This window comes from Bordetella tumulicola, from assembly GCF_054779135.1.
This window is the reverse complement of the sequence record NZ_BAAGYU010000006.1, coordinates 616,791-637,049: the sequence shown is the minus strand read 5'-3', so window position 1 is coordinate 637,049 and position 20,259 is coordinate 616,791. Positions and strand designations below refer to the sequence as shown.

General features: G+C 57.8%; 14 protein-coding genes. 1 reads left to right on the top strand and 13 read right to left on the bottom strand.

Annotated elements, in window-relative coordinates:
- Positions 1 to 42 precede the first annotated feature (42 nt).
- From ACYVDM_RS06930 to ACYVDM_RS06870, 13 genes are all read right to left on the bottom strand, one after another.
- Positions 43 to 3,666, bottom strand: a complete 3,624-nt coding sequence (locus ACYVDM_RS06930; protein WP_415791693.1) for a DEAD/DEAH box helicase — start codon at positions 3,664 to 3,666, stop codon at positions 43 to 45.
- 6 nt (positions 3,667 to 3,672) lie between these two features.
- Positions 3,673 to 4,641, bottom strand: coding sequence for a hypothetical protein (locus ACYVDM_RS06925; protein ID WP_415791691.1), 969 nt, complete (start codon positions 4,639 to 4,641; stop codon positions 3,673 to 3,675).
- 390 nt (positions 4,642 to 5,031) lie between these two features.
- Positions 5,032 to 5,340, bottom strand: coding sequence for a DUF736 domain-containing protein (locus ACYVDM_RS06920; protein WP_415791689.1), 309 nt, complete (start codon positions 5,338 to 5,340; stop codon positions 5,032 to 5,034).
- A gap of 869 nt (positions 5,341 to 6,209) precedes the next feature.
- Positions 6,210 to 8,264, bottom strand: a complete 2,055-nt coding sequence (locus ACYVDM_RS06915) for a ParB/RepB/Spo0J family partition protein (RefSeq protein ID WP_415791687.1) — start codon at positions 8,262 to 8,264, stop codon at positions 6,210 to 6,212.
- 379 nt (positions 8,265 to 8,643) lie between these two features.
- Positions 8,644 to 9,168 (bottom strand): JAB domain-containing protein, encoded by a 525-nt coding sequence (locus ACYVDM_RS06910; RefSeq protein WP_415791685.1) that lies wholly within the window; start codon positions 9,166 to 9,168, stop codon positions 8,644 to 8,646.
- Positions 9,169 to 9,591: 423 nt separating this feature from the next.
- On the bottom strand, positions 9,592 to 11,784 hold the full coding sequence (locus tag ACYVDM_RS06905; protein WP_415791941.1) for a copper-transporting P-type ATPase: 2,193 nt from the start codon (positions 11,782 to 11,784) through the stop codon (positions 9,592 to 9,594).
- Positions 11,785 to 12,049: 265 nt separating this feature from the next.
- Complete coding sequence (locus ACYVDM_RS06900) at positions 12,050 to 12,526, bottom strand: DUF411 domain-containing protein (protein ID WP_415791683.1); 477 nt, start codon at positions 12,524 to 12,526, stop codon at positions 12,050 to 12,052.
- Between the two features lie 117 nt (positions 12,527 to 12,643).
- Positions 12,644 to 13,573: a copper homeostasis membrane protein CopD gene (copD, locus tag ACYVDM_RS06895; protein ID WP_415791681.1), complete on the bottom strand. Its 930-nt coding sequence runs from the start codon at positions 13,571 to 13,573 to the stop codon at positions 12,644 to 12,646.
- Positions 13,574 to 13,577: 4 nt separating this feature from the next.
- Positions 13,578 to 13,961 (bottom strand): copper homeostasis periplasmic binding protein CopC, encoded by a 384-nt coding sequence (copC, locus tag ACYVDM_RS06890; RefSeq protein WP_415791679.1) that lies wholly within the window; start codon positions 13,959 to 13,961, stop codon positions 13,578 to 13,580.
- Positions 13,962 to 14,060: 99 nt separating this feature from the next.
- Entirely contained in the window at positions 14,061 to 14,972 is a 912-nt protein-coding gene (locus ACYVDM_RS06885; protein WP_415791677.1) for a copper resistance protein B, read from the bottom strand.
- 10 nt (positions 14,973 to 14,982) lie between these two features.
- Complete coding sequence (locus ACYVDM_RS06880) at positions 14,983 to 16,902, bottom strand: copper resistance system multicopper oxidase (RefSeq protein ID WP_460475327.1); 1,920 nt, start codon at positions 16,900 to 16,902, stop codon at positions 14,983 to 14,985.
- Positions 16,903 to 17,012: 110 nt separating this feature from the next.
- Complete coding sequence (locus ACYVDM_RS06875; RefSeq protein WP_415791673.1) at positions 17,013 to 18,395, bottom strand: heavy metal sensor histidine kinase; 1,383 nt, start codon at positions 18,393 to 18,395, stop codon at positions 17,013 to 17,015.
- Entirely contained in the window at positions 18,392 to 19,066 is a 675-nt protein-coding gene (locus tag ACYVDM_RS06870; RefSeq protein WP_415791671.1) for a heavy metal response regulator transcription factor, read from the bottom strand. Before ACYVDM_RS06870 ends, ACYVDM_RS06875 begins: the two co-directional genes overlap by 4 nt.
- Before the next feature lie 885 nt (positions 19,067 to 19,951).
- Between ACYVDM_RS06870 and ACYVDM_RS06865 the strand changes: the two genes are divergently transcribed.
- On the top strand, positions 19,952 to 20,254 hold the full coding sequence (locus ACYVDM_RS06865) for a hypothetical protein (RefSeq protein ID WP_415791669.1): 303 nt from the start codon (positions 19,952 to 19,954) through the stop codon (positions 20,252 to 20,254).
- Positions 20,255 to 20,259: the final 5 nt, after the last annotated feature.

Below are 20,259 nucleotides of genomic sequence, written 5' to 3'. Positions count from 1 at the left end.
GCTGCTCTGACATCAATCCACCTTCAAAAAAACAATCTAGTTCTAAGCCGTGAACACACGTCTTACCAACGCACCATGTCGCTGTCTCCCCAGATCAAAATCATTGCGGTGCGCATCTGGCGAGAACAATCCCTGCTCATTGCCTGAAGTCGCCAATTCATAGCCTGCCGCATCGATCCAGTGAATCATGTCTCCGTGCCGAACTGGCACGACGCCGTAGCGCTCCAATTGGCCGTCGGTACCTGTCAACGCCGCATTCTCTGGGCCATTCTGTACAGGCTGCGCTGCGTTGGGCTGCGCTAGGCTGATCTGCCATTCTAGGAATAGCTGTGGGTCGATCATGTCATCCGGCTCTAGATTGATGTACCCCTCGTCTAGCCAGACCTCATAGTCAATGCGACGCTGCGCTGCTTCTCCGCGTGTTTTGGCCAATCCTTGGGCGAGGACAAACGCAATGAATGGGTCCAACGTTCCCCACCGTAGTAACTCGCGAGCCCAAAAGCCAAACCATGGTAGACCTGTCGTGGCACGCCACGTATCGAGCGTCGGTACGGCCAATGGATCGTTCGCACCGGCAGTCCAAGCCCTCGCAACCACAGCGCCAATCGCCACACCCAGTCTGAATTCCAGGTTCTCCGTGACGAATCGCTGCCATGCGCGCAGTTCGTTGGGCGGAGGCGACTGCGCATCCGGCCCCTGCATCCACCACGCCAGAAGGCCTGTCCAGGTGTTTAGCAGACGCTGATCCGTCGCCGTAGCACGGATGCGAAAACCAAAGCCCCGGTCATTGGCAATCAATTCACCGATCTCTTCGAAGACCGTCAATCGATCCGCGTCGGTAGCTTCGCCATAGTTCCTCGCTTGTTCGAGCAGCTCTTGCACTTGCTGCGCCACTTGCTCGAAGCGGCGGCCGACATAGGGCGTGAAACCATAGAGGTAGAGCCGTTTTCTCTCATCGCCATCAGGATAAACGGTATCCACCAAAGCCCGACCGCGCCGAACAAACGCCGCCTCAAGCCATGCTTCCTGCACCGCGGCGACATTCGTGAAGGTCTTTCGCCATAGCTGGACAAGATGTGCTTCGGCCCGTGCGCCATTCACCTCCTCAGCTTGGGCCTGGTTTAGTTCCTCGATGGCGCTCAATAAAATTCCATCGAGTTCATCGAGGCTATCCGCCAAACGCGCCTCCGGCGTCGTCTCGGCCCGACCGGCATCGTGGCTGATCCCGCTTGGCGTGACCGCATCAAGCCAATCTAGAAACTCAGCGCCGGCTATTCCCAAGATAGCCCCTGCTCGGGTGGCAATCGCATTCAGGAGTAGGGCCAGCGGACTGGAAACAGCCTGAACGGCCAGTGCGTTATCCACGAGTCGTTCATGCAACGAACGGTAATCGGCGATCAACTCGCTACGTTGAGTGCGTTGGGTCGCTCGCGTCGCATCTGCCGTCGTCGAGACGTTTCGAGGAATGGCAATCAAGGTCATGCCTTCCATTCCCTTGCTCGCGCCGGGGCGCCCCGCGCGGCCCGCTAGGTTCCGAAACTCCCCCGTCGAAAGCGGCGTGATGACCGGCCGCCGCGTACTAGGATCGAAGGAGCGCCGTTTCAAGGAAGTCACGAATATCATATCGAACGGCAGATTGACACCTTCCGTCAATGTCGCTGTGGCGACCGTGATTGGGCAGATGCGCTGGCCGATCAACTCGGTCATTAACCTGCGCAGCCGTTGAGGCATTTGACCGTGACTGGTCGCGATACCCCGGTCCAGCAGAGCGACCTCGTACGAGTCCGCCCCACAGTAGTCTACGGTTGTGGCTCGCGCCTCATCGAACCGTTCGCGCCGCCTGCCGACTGGGACGGTGAAACGGGGGAGGTCGGCCCAGTCCGGCAGTTCGAACGCCTCCTTGTACCAGCGCATTGTCTGCTCAGGCTCCTGAGCCACAGAGATCAGTATCCGTCGCTCATCGTCCATCAGATGCAGGGCCGTCCACAACACACTGAGTTCATTGAAGCGATACAAGCTATTGCGCATTGCCGCAGGAAGTTGAGGCATGACAGGTATGCGCAATGGTAAGTAGACTGGCGCATCCCGACCTCGCACATATAAAGCCCTTCCATTCATGATCTCCAGCAGGATTCGGCTGGCATGATTGGGCGAGGTTTCAAGAACGCCGATTAACTGGCGCGTGCTCTGATACCGCGTTCCGACGGCCGCGGCGTCACGGCGCCCCTCAATCCACTGAGCAACCGGCGTTGCGGCGCCACCTGCCACCGCGGTCAGCGCAATCCGGGCAATATCTGGTGACAGCGACAGCAGGCGCGAGACAAATCCTTCGAGACGAAGAGAGCGACTGCTGTGCTCTGCGAATGCTATACGTGTACTGTCGTTGTCTTCTGGTACGACCTGATGGGCCTCGTCAACGACAAGCAGGCGAAGACGGGCCAGCAGAAGTGGCCCCACATAGCGCATCAGCGCTTCGGCCTTTTCCACCGTGGCGATCAAGACGGTTGGCTTTTCGCTCTTGAGCCAGTAATCCGTGATACCCCAGTCTGCCCCACCATACAAGCCGGTGACGATCAGATCTTCACCAAGCTCGCTTCGCAACTTGGCTTCCACTTCACCGGCAAGTGCGCGGGAAGGAACCAAATACAGGGCCAGCGGATTGGCGGCATCCTCTTCCGGACGAATAAGCAACTCTTTCACCAACGCAAGATTGGCGACCAAGGTTTTACCCGATCCAGTCGGGGTGCAAAGTGCGAACGAAGAATCACGCAGAAGCCTAGCCAATCCGTCGCGTTGCGATGGCCAAAGAATTCCGCGGCCTCGGCTGAACTGTCCTCGCGCGAAGCGCAGCAACCGCGGCCTGCGATCAAGATTCGTCTCTGCAAGCTGTTCCACAGGAAGATAGATACTCGCCTCACGGTAGTTGTCAGCTACTGCTCGCATGAGCGTAATGAGAAGTGAAGCGTCTTCGCTGAATGTCCGCGTCGCCATCTTTTCCAGAGCATCGAGCTTCTCGATAGCACGGGAGAGCCGGCCGGTGTCTCCTCGCCTCAAGGATTCGGCAATCAACCCCAGACTGCGCACAAGTTCGGTCGTGAAGTACCAGGCGATATGCCCTTCGCGTTCCCTGTCAAGGAGTAGTCTGCGCGGTGCGTCGCGGTCGGTAAGATCAGCATGTTGATGCCAAAAGGCCATCACGACCTTCAGCACACCGTCAAAATCCGCTTGCAAGAAGCTAGCATAGAGCTGTGAACCCGCGTTGCCTAGATCGACTTGCCGCAGCAGGCCAGCGGCCATTGCCGGCAGTCCTCCAAGCTGGAGCGCCGCAGCGGCAAACAGTCCGATCGGCGCGATCAGGCGAAGTTTGTCTTCAGCGCGAGAGAGCCACTCAAGAATTTCGCCAGCACGCCGATAGCAGTCCATTGCGCCTGGTGAATTCTTACCCTCGATCTGCCGAAATATCTCCGCCGCATGGAGTAGACGTCGCGCGTCGGCAAACTGCTCACGCGACTCCTCTTCACTCCACTGGATAGGGGGTACCTGCCATATCGTTTGCAAACATCGCACGAATGCGCGTGCCTGTACGGTCGACAAGGTATTTTCGACGGCAAGCGCTTGCCGTACTTCTCGCGCAACCGCGAGACGGTCTCTATCGTTCTCGGCCATAGCTACTTAGTCCTGAGGCCAAAGCGCATCGTAGATTTGGTCGATCAGATCCCCGCCATCGCTGAGGATCAATTCGACAACCTGTAGATCGTGCGGAGCTGTATATTCTTCCGGCACCTCTTCCCATGGGATGAGTACCTGCCTTTCGCCGCGGCTCGGGACGTCGTTACCGGCAATCAGGATGAGATTGGTGCGCGGGATCGGTTCTGGGTTGCGCAGTGCCAATGCCTTGTCGAGCGAAAGAATTGCAGGACCATGTCCGTCAGGATCGCGTTCTTGAAGCAACCGCTGAAGTTGCCGCAGGCCATGAGGAACCGGTGTGTCGCGGTTCACTTCGTACCAGACGCCCTTCCCTGATCGAGTTCGTTCCCCGGTATCTCTGTTCGTGACCCATTTCCCGAGCATCAATGTATCGATAGTTGCAGGGCTCAACCGATCGCGCCATTTGGCTTCCCCAGCGATGAATCGAACGACATCTCCGTCCTCGTTCAGGCACAGTCCGAGGAAGTCCGATCCAAAGCGTCCAAACACTTGTCTCGTTCGTTCGCCATCTCGGGAAAGATCGAACAAATATTTCTCGACATCGGCGTGGTAACGGAAAAGAAAAATTGGTACATCCCATGCGTGATCGCCAACATAGGAGTAGTGCTCGGTGAGCATCCCTGCCATCACTTCGCCGAAAAGGCCGCGTCGCGCGCTGATCGACAAGCATCGTGGATACAGGGATTCAGCGTCTTCCGCTTCACCATCGCCAGCAACATCGTTATCAGGATGGAGATTGATCCCAATCTGCTCACAAAAATACATACGGGCATCATGGTGCGCGGATTCGAAGTACGGGACGAGCAAGTTAGCCAAATCCGGAACGAGATTCTCTTTTTGCTCAAGGAGAATGTGGCCGTAGTTACCGTCGACAGTGGGATAGTCGTCCAGCCATCCATTGAGGGCAACTTCCGGTGGTGGGCAGGTATGCATCGTCTCTCGTTTTTCTTATCAGTTGAATCGACTCACAAATTTGGAGCTTATGTTACATGTTCTGGTTGGCGCTGTGCTGAGCAATTCTCCAACGCTAGATTTCGACGAAAAAGGAGTCCGAAGGATGAATGATGGCGACGATGCTCACTGACCGTTGTCTTGCACAAGGGCGAAAATCAGTGAATCTTACAAAGCAGCTTCGTATAAATGCGCCGAACCGCAAACCCGTGATGCCGTGTTTTTGGCATACCGTACTCATGCAAAACCGTATCTACGGATTGACGATGTACAGGTTTTACGTATTTCAGGCGCTACGCCGAAAAAAAGCCGGCCACAGCGTAAAGCCGGGCCGGCGTGAAACGCCCGGCAAGCCGGGCGGTGACGGAACGTTTAGCTGTTGGCCTTCAGCCGGGACCAGATCAGGTCGAAGGTGCCGTCCTCATTGCCGATCAACCGTGCGTAGATCGTGGCCGGAAACGACGGATCATCGAGTGTGACCGAGAGGTAGGGACGGTCTGCCTTGGAAACTTGCTTCCAGGCCGCACCGATCTCGTAGCCGCCCGCCACGATGCGGTAGTCCGGGGACTTGTCGCCTTCCTTCTCGGACGGAACGATCTTGACCTTGACGTTCAGCGTCAGGGTACGAACCGTGCCCGCATAACCGTTGTCTTGCGCGTTGAAAGTGCCGATCATTGCCATGATGAAACTCCTTGAGGTTGCAAGTCCGCGCCTATCGCGTCCTTGTTGTGATCCGATAGTCGGAGGTCGGGCGCGGTGCATCCCGTCGGGACGGAAACGCAGTGGACGACCGGGAGAAGCGGCGATTTTTGGCCGCGAGGAATGCGCGCCAGCGCAGGGGAAAATCGTTGCGCCGGACGGTTGCGCCGCATAAGCCCGAGGCGGCCCAGGGCCGCCGTGCCGCAGACAGGATTCACACAAAACAAGGCCGCGATAGGACGGACGTTGCCCCAAGGCATCCTGGCAGGCGCGCTCGATGCCGTGACGGTGCGGGTGAAGTCGGTTTGCTGGCGCATGTCAGGGTTTGGTGATCTGTGCAAGGCTGGTGATGGGCATCGGTGCAGCGGGGAGGTGCCATTGGCGTAGCCTGGAAGTGGGTTTTCTGGTCTCCTGTACCCGACGCTCGCCGTGCTGTGACCAGCACCGTGCCAATACCGCTAGGGTCGATGTAGGAGACGCGCTTCGCAACCTGGATCGGCGCACTCGGGCGTAGACGTGCCTCGACGCTCGCCTGGCGGGTGGGTGCCGCACCTGTTGCACTTGGCGGCATGGGCCATGCCGCCAAGCTGATCGATGCCTTTCCGCCAGGTTGTTGCGCCCGCCGCATCGCGGCGCTCGCTGGGCCGTCTTGGCGGTGTCGGGACGGCGCTAGTCGGGTATGGAGTGGACGTTGCGCGCTGCGTGCCGGCCATGCCGGGGCGCAGCGCGCCGTTTTGTGCGGACCTCGATAGGCCACGCAAAACGCCCGCCGCCCGCTACCCAAAATCCAAGGGCAGCGAACGGCGGGCGACGCGACAGGTTTCCCCACCGCGTTGAGCCGCGCTATCGGCTTAGGCCGGGGTTTGCAGCATCGCAGGCAACCACCCGCTGGCCGTGGCGTGTTGCCCGGCCTCTCCTGCCATCAGCGCCTTCTTGTACCCGCTCACGCGGCTGATCTCGCCCGGTTTGAACGCCTTGAATCCGGCCAGGATCTGCGCCTTGGAAACGTGGTTGAAATACCCCTCGGCGCTGGGTTTCCAGTACACAGTCATGTCTAGCGCCACGGCGCGAGCCAGCGTGTCGGCGCGGGTGTCGTGCTCGTTGCTGGTGACGGCATCGATCATGCTGGCGGTGCAAACCGCCAGCAGCGCCAGCAAGTCGGCGCGTTTGAGTTGTCGCAGCGCATCGAAGAGTTCGTCCGCCTGGGCGGGCAGACGGTCGCGCCACACCGAACGCAGCGCGTCGAAGTCCGCTGCGGCCTTACCCTGGGCCAGTTCAGGGGCATGACGTTCGAGGCCGTCTTGCGGATGAACGGACAGTTGCAGCAGGCTGGCCCGGCTATCGTGGTAGTACACCGACAGCGCCAACCGATGCGTGAGCGCGACGAGTGCCACGTCCGGCTTGCGTGCAAGTTCAGCTTGCAGTGCGGCCGTGCGATGCGCACTCAGGTTGCGGGCCAGCCGATCCGACAGGGTTTTGCCCGGCGCGGGGTTGTCATCCGTATTGCTACTTTCGCTTCCGTTGCCTTCACCCTCGGTGGGCGGTGTCTTTGCAGTCTGGGCTGCCGCCTTGATGTCCTCCGGGCGCAGCAGTCCGCGATGCACGGCCAGTTCACCGTCGCGGTCCACCGTCACAATCGCCCCGGATGCCGCCATCGTTTCAGGCGTGTAGACCAGCAGGGACGCAAAGAGCGCGTCCAGTGCCTCGCCCACCCGGTCGCCTTGCTCGTAGAGCTTGGTGGCTGCGGCTTCATCCTCGGCGTCTTCGGCGGCGTGTAGCGCTTCCTCGATACGTGCTTGGGCGGCTTGGAGCTTGGCGAGCCGCTTGGCTTCCCGCGCACGGAGTTGGCGCTCGGTCTGCTGCGCCCGCCGAAACGCAGCCAGTTCGCTATAGCCAATGGCGGGGATGGCATCGACCCATTTCCAGCCTTCGGTCCGGATATCGGCGGCGAACGCATCGAGCTTGGCCGTCGCCAGCCGATGCAGTAGGCCCGCATCGGTCAGGTAGACGCCCTGACCGTCCTCCGCAAACAGGTCGCGCCGGATACCGCCGCCTACTGCCTCGTAGGCTTCTATGCCGACGAATCGGGCCAGCACGTTGCGCGAGGCGTCGACCTCGCTGTGGGTGATGCGCCGACGCAAGGCGTAGGCTTCGCGCTCATGCTGTGGCGCGTCGTAGAACGCGGCTTCCTGCGTCTTATGGTCTTCCGTGATTGCCAGGGCCATGAGCTGGTCGAGCGTGACATTGCCTGCCCGGTAGTCGGCCAACAGGCGCGGTGATACGCTGGCGAGCTTCAAGCGCCGCAACACCACCAGCGGGGTCACGCTGAAATCTGCCGCGATATCCTCTACCGGACGCCCTTCGATCACCAGCGCCATGAATGCCTCGAACTGGTCGGCGGGATGCATCGCTTCGCGCTGCACGTTCTCGGTCAAGCTGACGATCACAGCGCTGCCGTCGGGCACGACGAGGCAGGGAATGCTCTGGTCTTTGCCGATCCGCTTTTGATGCGCCAGCAAGCGCAGAGCGGCCAGCCGCCGCTTGCCGCCGACCACGCCATACAGACCATCGGGCAGCGCGATGACGATCAGGTTTTGCAGTAGGCCCACGCGCACAATGCTTTCGGCCAGCGCGTCCACCGGGACGGTGCTGGTCTTGCGGACGTTGCTCTTGGAGATGCGTAGCCGCGACAGGGGAATGAATCGCAGTTCGGCGGGTTCCTGGCTGTCTTGTTCTGCTTGGAATGATGCCGTATCGGGCAGGGTCCCGGGTTCCTGGGCGAAGGCCTGTGCCTTGTCCAGCACGGCTTGCGCCTGCTGCTGCGCGGTGGTGTGCAGGGCTTTGTCGTCGGCCACTGCCTGGATGGGGGTATCGGTGGCGGTCGAAATAACAGTGGTGATGTTCATGATGCTGCTCCTTGGGTTGCATGCCCACATGGGCACGAAGGGCCGGGGTGGCCCTTCGTCCCATGAACACCACGCGGCATGGCAGGGGCGCGCCGTCAAGGGAGGAAGCGACTGGCCATGGCGCGGCCCGCAGCCGTAGGCGAGGACACGGGGGCCAGCCGCGGCCCTTGACGGAATAAGCGTCCCGGACATGCCAGGCAAGCGCCACCCGGCGCGCGCAGGCGTTCACCCCAGGGCTTTTCGTCTGGACGCCGGAGAGTCAAAACCAGTAGTTGTTCGCCGGAGCATCCGGCCAATGAATGGGGGATGTCATCAACCTGGTGCGTATCATTCGATGACGCAAAAAAAGGGAGGCCTGTTGCCTCCCGCATCGCGCCGGTTATATCTGTCCCAGCTCGGACATCGAGACAATCTTGGAACCCGCGACGATGAAATGGTCCAGCAAATGCACATCGATCAGTGCCAGGGCTTGCTTGATGATCTGCGTCATGTGCCGATCCGCCATGCTCGGCTCGGGATTGCCCGACGGATGGTTATGGACCAGCATCACCGATGCGGCGTTGTGCTGGATCACCAGCTTGACGATTTCTCGTGGATAGATCGAGGCTTGCGTCAGCGTGCCACGAAACGGCTCCAGGTAGGTGATCAGATGGTTTCGGCTATCGAGCAAGAGCAGCCCGCAGACCTCATGTTCCAGAGAAGCCAAGCGCAGCCGGAGAAAGTCCTTCGTCTTGGTCGGACTGCTCAAATCCTTGCCACACAGTTCGTTGATCGTCACCAGTTCGCGCGCCACTCGCAGGATTTCCTTGCGGCTAGCCGGGCGTACTTCGCCGGCCGAATCGCGCAACAGCAGCGCTCCCGTGCGCGTGAGATCGACATCGGTGAAAAGGGAATATTGGTCCATGACAGCCTCCGGATCGGAATCAGGCGGAATTGCCTGGAACCGGAGGGCTCACGCCGCAGCGCAAGCAGTCAGGGATCGAAGACGGCCGCGTTGCGGCCGCTAGCGCTTCGCGCAGTCCTTGACAGCGAGAACGGTGTGAGACCATGAAAGGAAAGCAAGGCCGCCCCTCTTACAACGGCAGACGGTGCAGGTGGTTGGCAAGCGAGAGCGCGCAGGTGTCAGGGATGCGCAAGGCGGGCTGTGCCCGTCCCATCAGGGATGAGCGGCTAGCGAACCTGGAGGACCGCGACCCGGCTAGGCCGGGAGACACACAGCGAAGTAATTCGCTTCGCATCGTGCGGGATCTTTCGTTCGACCACAGAATCAAGCGCTTAAACCGAATGACCATGCCGCCGATCTTCCAAGCTTCGGGACGCGGACATACTAAGAATCGATACGAGCCGTGCGAAGCCGCAACGCATTGCCGATGACACTTACGGACGACAGGGCCATTGCCGCCGCTGCAATCACAGGCGACAGAAGAATGCCGAATATCGGATAGAGAACACCTGCTGCGACGGGGATGCCTGCTGCGTTATAGACAAAAGCGAAGAATAAGTTCTGTTTGATGTTTCGCATGGTTGCTTGAGACGCGCGTCGCGCCCGCACGATGCCCATAAGATCGCCTTTGAGCAGCGTCACACCCGCGCTTTCCATCGCAACGTCTGTTCCGGTTCCCATGGCGATGCCTACGTCCGCCGCGGCGAGCGCCGGCGCATCGTTAACGCCGTCGCCAGCCATGGCCACGATCCGGCCTTCCGCTTGATAGCGCTTGACCGCTGCACTTTTGTCTTCAGGCAAGACCTCCCCGATTGCCTCATCAATGCCCAGTTGCTGCGCCACGGCCTGCGCGGTGGTTTTGCTATCGCCCGTAAGCATGACGACCTTGATGCCTGCGTCGTGTAGCGCCTGTATCGCTTGCGGTGTGGAGGCTTTGATCGGATCCGCGATGCCCACGAAGCCGGCGTAGGCAGCATCGATGCCCACGTGAATGACAGTGGCGCCTTTGGCGCGAACCGCTTCGCCGGCCTCTGTCGACGGCACGGCAACGCCTTGTTCCGTCAGGAACCTCGCGCTACCACAGACCACACGGCGTCCCTCGACAGTGCCCATTACGCCTTTACCCACCGGGGAATCGAAATCCGTCACGGGCAATAGCGCCAAGTTCTGCTCTTGCGCGGCTGCGACGATGGCTGCGGCCAAGGGATGTTCGCTCGCACGCTCGACGCTGGCCAAGAGCTGGAGGAGGGTTTTTCCGTCTATTGCGCTCGCTGCTTGAATCTCGGTCACCTTGGGCCGTCCCTCGGTTAGCGTGCCAGTTTTGTCGACAATGACCAGATCCACCTTTTGCATCTGCTCCAATACCTCGGCATCACGGATCAGCACGCCGTGTTGCGCGGCGCGTCCTACACCAACCATGATAGACATGGGGGTGGCGAGTCCTAATGCACAGGGACACGCAATAATCAGCACGGCAACCATTGCAATCAGCGCGTACGAGAAAGCCGGCGCCGGCCCCCAAAGCAGCCAGGCGCCAAAGGCAACGAGCGAGACGAGGATGACAACGGGTACGAACCAGGCGGCCACCTGATCGGCGAGCCGTTGAATCGGTGCGCGGCTGCGTTGCGCCGATGCCACCATTTGCACAATCTGCGCCAGGAGAGTGTCAGCGCCTACGCGGTCGGCACGCATGACAAAGCTACCGGTCTGGTTCAAGGTGCCGGCGGTGACGGGTGAACCGGGAGACTTCGCAACGGGAATAGGTTCGCCCGTGACCATGGATTCGTCGATGGTGCAGCGTCCCTCGATGACCTCGCCATCGACCGGCACCTTCTCGCCGGGTCGCACCCGCAGCTTTTCTCCTACCTGGACCGTGTCCAGCTCGACGGTCTCGTCCGTGCCGTCCGCATTGACTTTGACGGCCGTTTTTGGCGCTAGATTCAACAACGCCTTGATGGCTCCAGACGTACGTTCGCGCGCCCGTAACTCTAGAAGTTGCCCCAACAGTACGAGCACTGTAATAACCGCTGCCGCCTCGAAGTACACCGCCACAGCACCTTGCGGCCGAAAATTTTCCGGAAACCACTGCGGGGCCACGGTGGCAAAAACACTGTAGAGCCACGCCACACCTGTCCCCAGCGCAATGAGCGTAAACATATTCAGGCTGCGAAAGACCAGAGATTTCCAGGCTCGCTCAAAGAAGGGCCATCCCGCCCACAGCACGACAGGCGTAGCAAGCAAGAGTTGTATCCAATTGGACACCTGAGGTGCAATGATGCCGTGAATATTGACTAGATGCCCGCCCATTTCAAGCGCGAACACCGGCATGGTAAGCACCAGACCGACCCAGAACCGCCGCGTGAAATCGTGCAGTTCATGGCCTTGCTGCTCATCGTTCAGAGACGCCGTTACGGGCTCAAGTGCCATTCCACAAATCGGGCAACTCCCTGGGCCGATCTGCCGGATTTGGGGATGCATGGGACAAGTGTATTCAGCATCCGGCGTAGCCGTTTTTTTCGCGTTCGCACTTTGGCGGCCTGTACCGTGCCCGTGGCAAAGCTCGCTATGGCCGGCCATAGCGGCAGCATGTTGGTGCGGAGCATGACCTTGAGAATCATGGTCTGCTGGCTTTTCGCCTTCAAGATAGGGACGACCGGCGGCGTCGGACGATTCCTTGAGCTTTTCTTCCATACTGGCCTCCACAAACGATGCGTTCCCGCACGATAAACCTTGCCATCTTTGGAATGTCAAGGTCTGAGAAAAGTCGCAGTCCCTACCCTATGGCCTGAGAAAGAACATGACCGACACATCTACTCATGACCGGCTTGCCCAGCCTGCCGGGCTAACGATACGTTTGGTAGACGCTGGCTTTCCCTCCTCGTGCGATGAGGAAAACGTCATAAGGAAATTTTCGGCCTTCATATTCGGGACCATCCATTCCGGGCGATCCGAGCGGCATGCTCGGAACGGTAAGTCCCACCGCGACAGGACGTTCGCGCAGCAAACGCTTGATCTCCTTGGCAGGCACATGCCCCTCCAGTGCGTACTCTTCTACTAGGGCAGAATGGCACGAGCCGTACTCGTCTGGGATGCCGTTTCGGCGACGGAAGGAGGAAGTATCACTAACGTCATGGGCGACAACGCGGAATCCGTTGCTCCGAAGATACTTGACCCAGTCTTTACAGCAACCGCAATCCGGTGTTTTCCAGACTTCGACTGTTGTTGCCGTCTGTGCCAAGGCCCCAATAGGAGACAGTATGAGCGCCGTTAATAGCGCTCTTCGGAGTGCCTGCGGATGTGTGGTATTCATTGTAGTCATTCACGCTTTCAAAAATTCTTTGAACGGTTAGTGATGATGCAACCGCCGGGACACCGTCTACCGCGCAATGCGATCCACCGGGTTATCGTGTGGTAAGCGAGCCGGCAATACGCCGGCTCACATCGACCCAGATGGACTCAGAGTTCCGAGCCAAGCGACCACCGCCAGAATCAAAACCGCGGCGCTAGCTTCGAAAATTAAGCTTTTTCGTAAGGACGCTACTGCTGATCCATGATCGCCGTGGGCTATCGCCCGCTCCAGCAAAGGACTTAGATGAAAGCGGTTCGCGGCCGCTAGTCCGAGCATTGCAGCGAACAAACCGAGCTTAATTAGCAGCAGCACACCATAAAAGCTGGACACGATGCCTGCGAGGGTAGGACCCACGATGAGTAAATAATTTACGATCCCCGTTATCGCAAGAATGATGACAATGATCGTTCCAATTACCGCAAATCCTGACAGTCCGTGGCTCAGCAGCCGCATCTGATTGTAGGAGTCACGTTTAGATGGGCGTAACAGTAACGCGAACGCGGCCAGCGCTCCTATCCATCCCGCTGCGGCAAGCAAATGAAGAATGTCAGCAGTGAAATGAACGTACCGGCGCGTCCCCTCATCCATGGCACCGTGCCCGCTCCAGGCGAGCGTAGCGAGGGCAATCGCCGAAAGACCAACGGTCAAGCCCAAACTAGCGAGCCGCCAACGCCTCATGAGTGCCAAACAAAGTATGGAGAGAAACAGCGCCCCGATCCGTACTGCACACGCCAAGCCGGCATCGGTGCCTGTAATCATCATGCCGAATATATGCTGCTTAAGCTCAATAAAATGTGAGGCGCCGCTCATCGATTTGGCAAGCAAAACCATACTGCAAACGGATAGCAGTAAACCGAGACTCGCTAGTCCGACCATAAGCGAATCAAACCTGAGTGCTTCCTTTGCCAGGCGTTGCTCATGCCTGAAGTTGTAAAGAGCAAAGAGCGGCAAGCCGAAAAGCAGCATCAGATCGACGTACAGCGCGAAGCGCACCCCCACATTGAGCCAATCGGTCATTGGGCTACTTCACGCTGAATGAAAGACTGCCCGTTACAGGGTGAGTATCCGATGAAACGGCACGCCACTCGACTCGATAAGTACCAGTCACGAGAGGTTTGGCCGGGGTGATGATCATAGTCTTACCGTCTGTGCCACCCGAAACATTAGCGTCGACCGACATAGGCGAATGCGTCATGCCGGGCATCCCTGTCATTACCAACTTAGCGCCAGAGAACTGGGTGACGAGAGTCTCAGAGAAGTGCAACTCTATTTTTGTTGGTGAGACTGTCTCAGCATTGGCTTGCGGGTCGGACGATATGAGTTTGGGATGAGCTTGTGCCAACGCACTGAAAAAGAGCCCACCGGCCAAGGCTGCAATGCTGAGCGACGTACGAAAAGTAGACATATGTTTCCTTAATGCTAATGATGTGATTTGCAAGTTCAGGCACGATCGGCCCTGGTATCAATTATGGATATGCCGAGGAACAAGGTGGGTCCGCGACCACTAGAACCACATGCGAACACCCACCAAAAATCGCGCTTCATTTCGGGCTTCACCGTCCGCACGTGCGTAATCGGCAGTGTTTCCATAGGCGCGGTTCCACGTCACGCCGATGTATGGCGCGAATTCGCGGCGGATTTCATATCTGAGCCTCAATCCAACCTCCGTGGTTGAAAGACCGGAGCCTACGCTCCTCCCTCGGTCGTTCTTGCCATGGAAGTTGATCTCTGCAGTGGGCTGCAGAATAAGCCGGTTCGTAATGAGTATGTCGTACTCGCCCTTCAGTCGCGCCGCGGTCTGACCATTCTCACCGACGAATGCAGTGGCTTCTGCCTCGAAGTTGTAGAGCGCTAATCCTTGTATGCCAAACGCGGCCCAATTTTGCGATGACCCCGGCTTGAAATCGTGGCGAATCCCGCCGACCACATCCCACCAGGGACTTACAGCATGCCCCCAAAGTGCTTGAATCTCCGATTCACCGAGTTTGCCATTGCTGCGTTCGCCTTCCGAGCGAATCCACAACCGGTCGATATCGCCACCTATCCAGCCCTTGACATCCCAATTCAAAGATCCGCCTTCACGACCGTCTTGCCACTCCAATTGGTCGACCAGAAAGAAGGAATTGATAGTCTTGTCGTGGACCGTATGCCCGTCCGAATCCAAGAAGGCTGCTTGTCGGTCGGCATCCGTTAGTGCGGGGATAGGTGTCCGGCTTTCCGCCGGCGCGCGCAACCCCATAGTCGGCACTGGCGAACGATCCGAGCCCGGCATTGTGGCGTGATCCATACCTGGCATTGTTGATGTTTCCGAAGCGCTTTGGCTGGACTGGGCGAAAGCAGCCGGCGTTTGCACCAACCCCAGCCCAATCGTTGCAATTGCGGCAATCAGGGCCTTCTGACGAATTGATAGAGTCATGTCCGATTCCTCACTCTTCCACGCGCACTTCGCGGAACATGCCCATTTCCATGTGGAACAGAAGATGGCAGTGATATGCCCAACGGCCTAAAGCATCGGCGGTGACACGGTAACTACGCTTTGAACCGGGGGGCATGTCAATAGTGTGTTTGCGCACCATGAAGTTGCCATTTTCGTCCTCAAGATCGCTCCACATTCCATGCAGGTGGATGGGGTGAGTCATCATGGTGTCGTTCACCAAAACAATTCGTACCCTCTCTCCGTATTTAAGGCGCACGGGCTTGGAGTCCGAGAACTTAATTCCGTCGAATGACCATGCGAACTTCTCCATGTGCCCCGTGAGGTGTAGCTCAATGGCGCGACTGGGTTCGCGCCCATCAGGGTCTTCGAACGTGCTTCGAAGGTCCGAATAGGTCAACACGCGGCGCCCGTTATTTCGCAAGCCGAGCCCAGGATCGTCCAACTTCGGAGTGGGACTCATTGTTTGCATGTCGACGAGAGGATTGTTGTTCTCAGAAGCCGGATGAGACTGCATGCCGTCCATACCCTTCATCTGGCTATGATCCATGCCCTGCATCTGGCCCGAGTCCATACCCTTCATCTGGCTATGATCCATGCCTTGCATCTGGCCCGAGTCCATGCCCTTCATCTGGCTATGATCCATGCCCTGCATCTGGCCCGAGTCCATACCCTTCATCTGGCTATGATCCATGCCCTGCATCTGGCCCGAGTCCATACCCTTCATCTGGCTATGATCCATGCCCTTCATCTGGCCCTGGTCCATTCCGGACATGCTTCCATGGTCCATTCCTCCCATTCCCATATCGTCCATCGTGACGAGGGGTCGGGGGTCAATTGCAGGAACAGGTGCCTTCAAGCCTTCCCGGACAGCCAGAGTACCCATCGCAAATCCCGTACGGTCCATGGACTGAGCAAAGACGGTGTACGCCTGCTCGCTCGCGGGCTCGACGATAACGTCGTAGGTTTCCGCAACAGCGATTCGGAACTCATCGACCGAAACCGGATTGACGTATTGGCCATCAGCCGCCACTACCGTCAATTTCAACCCTGGGATGCGTACGTCGAAATAGCTCATCGCAGAGCCGTTGATGAAACGCAAACGTATGCGCTCGCCAGGTCGGAAAATGCCCGTCCACCCGCCGTCAGGTGCGTGACCATTCAAGAGGTAGGTATAGGTGTAGCCACTGACGTCGGCGAGATCGGTGGGATTCATCTTCATCTCGGCCCACATCTTGCGATCCGCAACCGTCGCGGCCCAGCCCTTTGTTTTCACGTCGCTGATGAAATCGCCAACTGTGCGCTTATGAAAGTTGTAGTAGTCAGACTGTTTCTTGAGTTTCCTCATGACATCTTCGGGATCCTCATCCGTCCAATCGGACAGCATGACAACGTAATCACGGTCGTAAGTGAAGGGTTCAGGGTCTTTGGCGTCGATCACGAGCGGTCCATAGACGCCGGATTGCTCCTGAAGCCCGGAATGACTGTGATACCAGTAAGTTCCGTTCTGCCTCACCTTGAACTGATAGACATACATTCCATCCGGAGCGATGCCATGGAAGCTCAACCCCGGAACTCCGTCCATATTGGCCGGAAGCAAAATGCCGTGCCAATGGATCGACGTAGTTTCCTTGAGCTTGTTCCGAACGCGCAGAGTGATCGTGTCGCCTTCGCGCCATCGAAGTAAAGGGCCGGGCAGCCCGCCATTGATAGTCATGGCAGTACGCGCATTACCAGTGACGTTAATCGGGGTCTCTTCGATAGATAGGTCGAACTCTGTACCGGTCAATACTTGGGGAAGGCGAGTGTCGTTTACCGCCCAAACCGGCGTACGCCATAGGCCTAGGCCACCCATCACTCCGGTGACGGCAAGAGTTCTGACGAAGGTGCGCCGCGAGGTTTTGGTCTGCATGGGGCTGTCTAATCCATCAATAATGATCGGGCTAGAGTCCGGGGGAGCACGGGCTACCCGATCACTCTCCACTGTAGTGATCAGCCCCCCACCACAAGCTGTCGGAAAGATTACTTTTCTGTAATGTTGGAGGAAGTGGCTACGGTGAAGCCCACTTCCGATCCTTGGCTGTCCGCTACTGCGAACGCGTGTCCGCCGTGCATCAGGGCGATGGCTCGCACAATCGCCAGCCCCAGCCCGTGTCCCTCAGCGCGCCTGCTTCGGGAGTCATCTGTGCGGTAAAAACGATCGAAGATACGTGGCAGCGCGTCGGCAGCAATAGGAGTGCCAGGATTTCGTACTCGAATCTCTACTTCGTCGTCCCGAGCGACACAGTGAATCTCTATGAATTGGCCGCGGGGCGTGGCCTTTATCGCGTTGGACATCAAATTTGCAATGGCACGCCTCAACAAACGTGGGTTGGCCACGACAATGCTGTCACCATAGGTTTGTACCGATACCCCGGCGTCTTCCAGGCGCGCTTCGTAGAACTCCACCACGCGTGCAACTTCCTGGTCAATATGAACTTGCTGCAGGTCACGCGCCAATTCCCCGCCGTCGGCTCGCGCAAGAAAGAGCATATCGTTGATCAGCGCCTTAAGACCTCCGAGCTCCTCAAGATTGGACCCTAAAAGATCCCGTAGATCCTGCATCGAATGAGAGGATGACAGCACAACCTCCGTTCCATTTATCAGCGTAGCCAGAGGTGTGCGCAGCTCGTGTGCTACATCCGCATTAAATCCTTCCATCTGCTGATAGGCGGTCTGCACCCGACTCAACATGCTGTTGAAGGTGTGAGTGAATTCCCTCAATTCCCGGTCGATTTCTGCCTCCGGGAGACGTACGGCCAAGTTATCTGGCTGAATACAGGCTGCCTGCGCGGATAGGCGCCGAATAGGTGCTAATGAGCGACGCACTGCCCAAGCGGACAGGACCACGGTGGCGCCGATCCATACCGTACAGATGAACAACAATGCCGTCGCAAAAACGTATAGGAACCGCGCGCTTGGCCTTACGTCTGCGGCAACTATCAGCTCTGCTTCGGAAAACGCAACACCGTCGAGTCGTACGCGTAAGCCGCGCATATTCCAACCTTCACGCGTTTCAAGAAGAACTTCATCGCCGGATACGGCAGTTAAGGACTGCGGACGCTCCTCCCCGTACAGAACCTCGCCGGCTTTCCCAAGAATCCAGACTTTCAAGTTCGCGTGACCCACGAGGATAGGGTCCAAGGTCTCACGTAGTCCTTCCAACCGGTGCGGTGTTGTCTGCATGCTAACCAAGTGTTCGATTAGCTCAAGCTTTCCCGCCACTTCGGTCATTTCCTGGCTTTGCACTTCTCGCTTTAGCGCCAAAAATAGCGTGTATCCAGCGACACTCGATACCACGAGTGCAATGATGCCCAGTAATAAAGTGAGGCGTAACTCAATGGAAGCAATGCGCCAACGTTTCATTGATCGCGTAGCTCCAGGACATACCCCATACCACGGACGGTATGCAAAAGTTTCGTGTCGAAGGAGTCATCGATTTTCGCCCGTAGGCGACGAACAGCAACCTCGATGACATTTGTATCGCCATCGAAGTTCATGTCCCACACTTGCTCAGCAAGCATGGTTCGGGATAACACCTCGCCGCGGCGTCGCAGCATCAGCGCGAGCAAGGTGAACTCTTTCGCCGTAAGGTCTAGGCGTGTGCCCGCACGGCTGGCCTTGCGGCGTGCCAAGTCGAGCTCCAAATCGCCGAGCGTTAGCAGGGTGGATTCCTGTACTCGACCGCGCCGAAGCAGCGCATGGATTCGGGCGAGTAGCTCTGAAAATGCAAAGGGCTTGACGAGATAGTCATCGGCCCCACCTTCCAAGCCGCGAACTCTATCTTCGACCTTGTCCCTCGCAGTCAGCATCAAAACTGGCGTGTCTTTGCGTTGACGCAAATCAGCGAGAATGCCAAACCCGTCTATGTCGGGAAGCATCACGTCAAGAACCACCAAATCGTAGTTTCCTTCAAGAGCCGCGTGCCTGCCATCTTGCCCGTCGCGAGCAACATCTACCACGTAGTTCTGTTGACTAAGTCCCTTTTGCAGATAGTCGGCGAGTTTTCGCTCGTCTTCGATGACCAGTATTCGCATAAATTTCTCCGCTCGCCTTACTTAAGTATCAGGAGTCAATGCAGATCATGGCGATAGCTGTTATGCAGGGTGCGTCATGTTAAAAGGATCTGCCCGGCCGTTTTGACCTTGCCAGATCCCCCATCTTACAAACCTTTGCCTTAAGCACGAGGGAGGATGGCCGCCGCTCCGCCTTTGGTAGGGACACCTTTCCGCGTGTTACTAGCCTTATGGCCCAGATACCGCAATACAGCATATGCAATTCTACGATCGAATATGTTCCGACATAGCATGAAGCCTTCCAACATGGGAAGGTCAACGTTTTCTTCAGCGTCTCGCCCTCTGCGCATGTTTATGCGAATGACCAGAAGTTCACCCAGCAGCGCTGAATAGCTAAAATTCCGCACCGCTGCGGCGAGTCATCGTCGTTGACCGGCTCGCGCTGACTGCTTCAGTTTCAAGCGGAATCGTCTAAAAAGCCGCATAACGGACAAGCGGACTAACTGGCTAAACAGGGGCTATGGACATTACCCACCTCTCGGTTTAGCGCCATGTCTTGGCATAGGATCCAGCGAGGTATCCATGCGCCCAAAACGACTGCCACAAGGTGCTGGCCAAATAAAAGGTTCGCCGCCCTTGCAGGGACGGCGAACCGAGCGCATCAGTCCGATGCCGGCGCCACCATAGTCTGAAGCTGATCGATCACGCCAAGCTCCACGAAGACGCAAGCTTGGTCGGGAGTGACTTCCACGTTGAACAGACGCTAAGGACGTACTCGTCGGATTGCTACATCCGAGCGTCGTGGAAACAGCGATTTCGCTCCGTCATAATTTTGAGGTTCTTCGCCGGGCGCATGATGCTGGATATACCGATGTCCGGATACTTGCTTCAGACCGGTGTCGGTGTTTGCATGATCTTCTAGACGGACGCACGGTCAAAATACAGTCTCTGCTGGCTGCGTTTAGCGATCCGGTTGCTGAAATGCCACTGCTGCCGCCAGCCCAGACTCCCTGCGGTCACCTTGATTCGCCATCGCTCTGTACGGTGCATCTCGTGCCAGTCCAAAACCTTCGGCAGCCCGGCAATGACATGGCTTTTGCAGACTGGCTAGAGACGACGTTGACTGGTGGTAAAGACAAGAAAGAACTCGAATTGAACTGGCGTGACGTATTAGTCGCTCGAACTGCTCGTTTAAAACGGGGTGAGTGATTCGC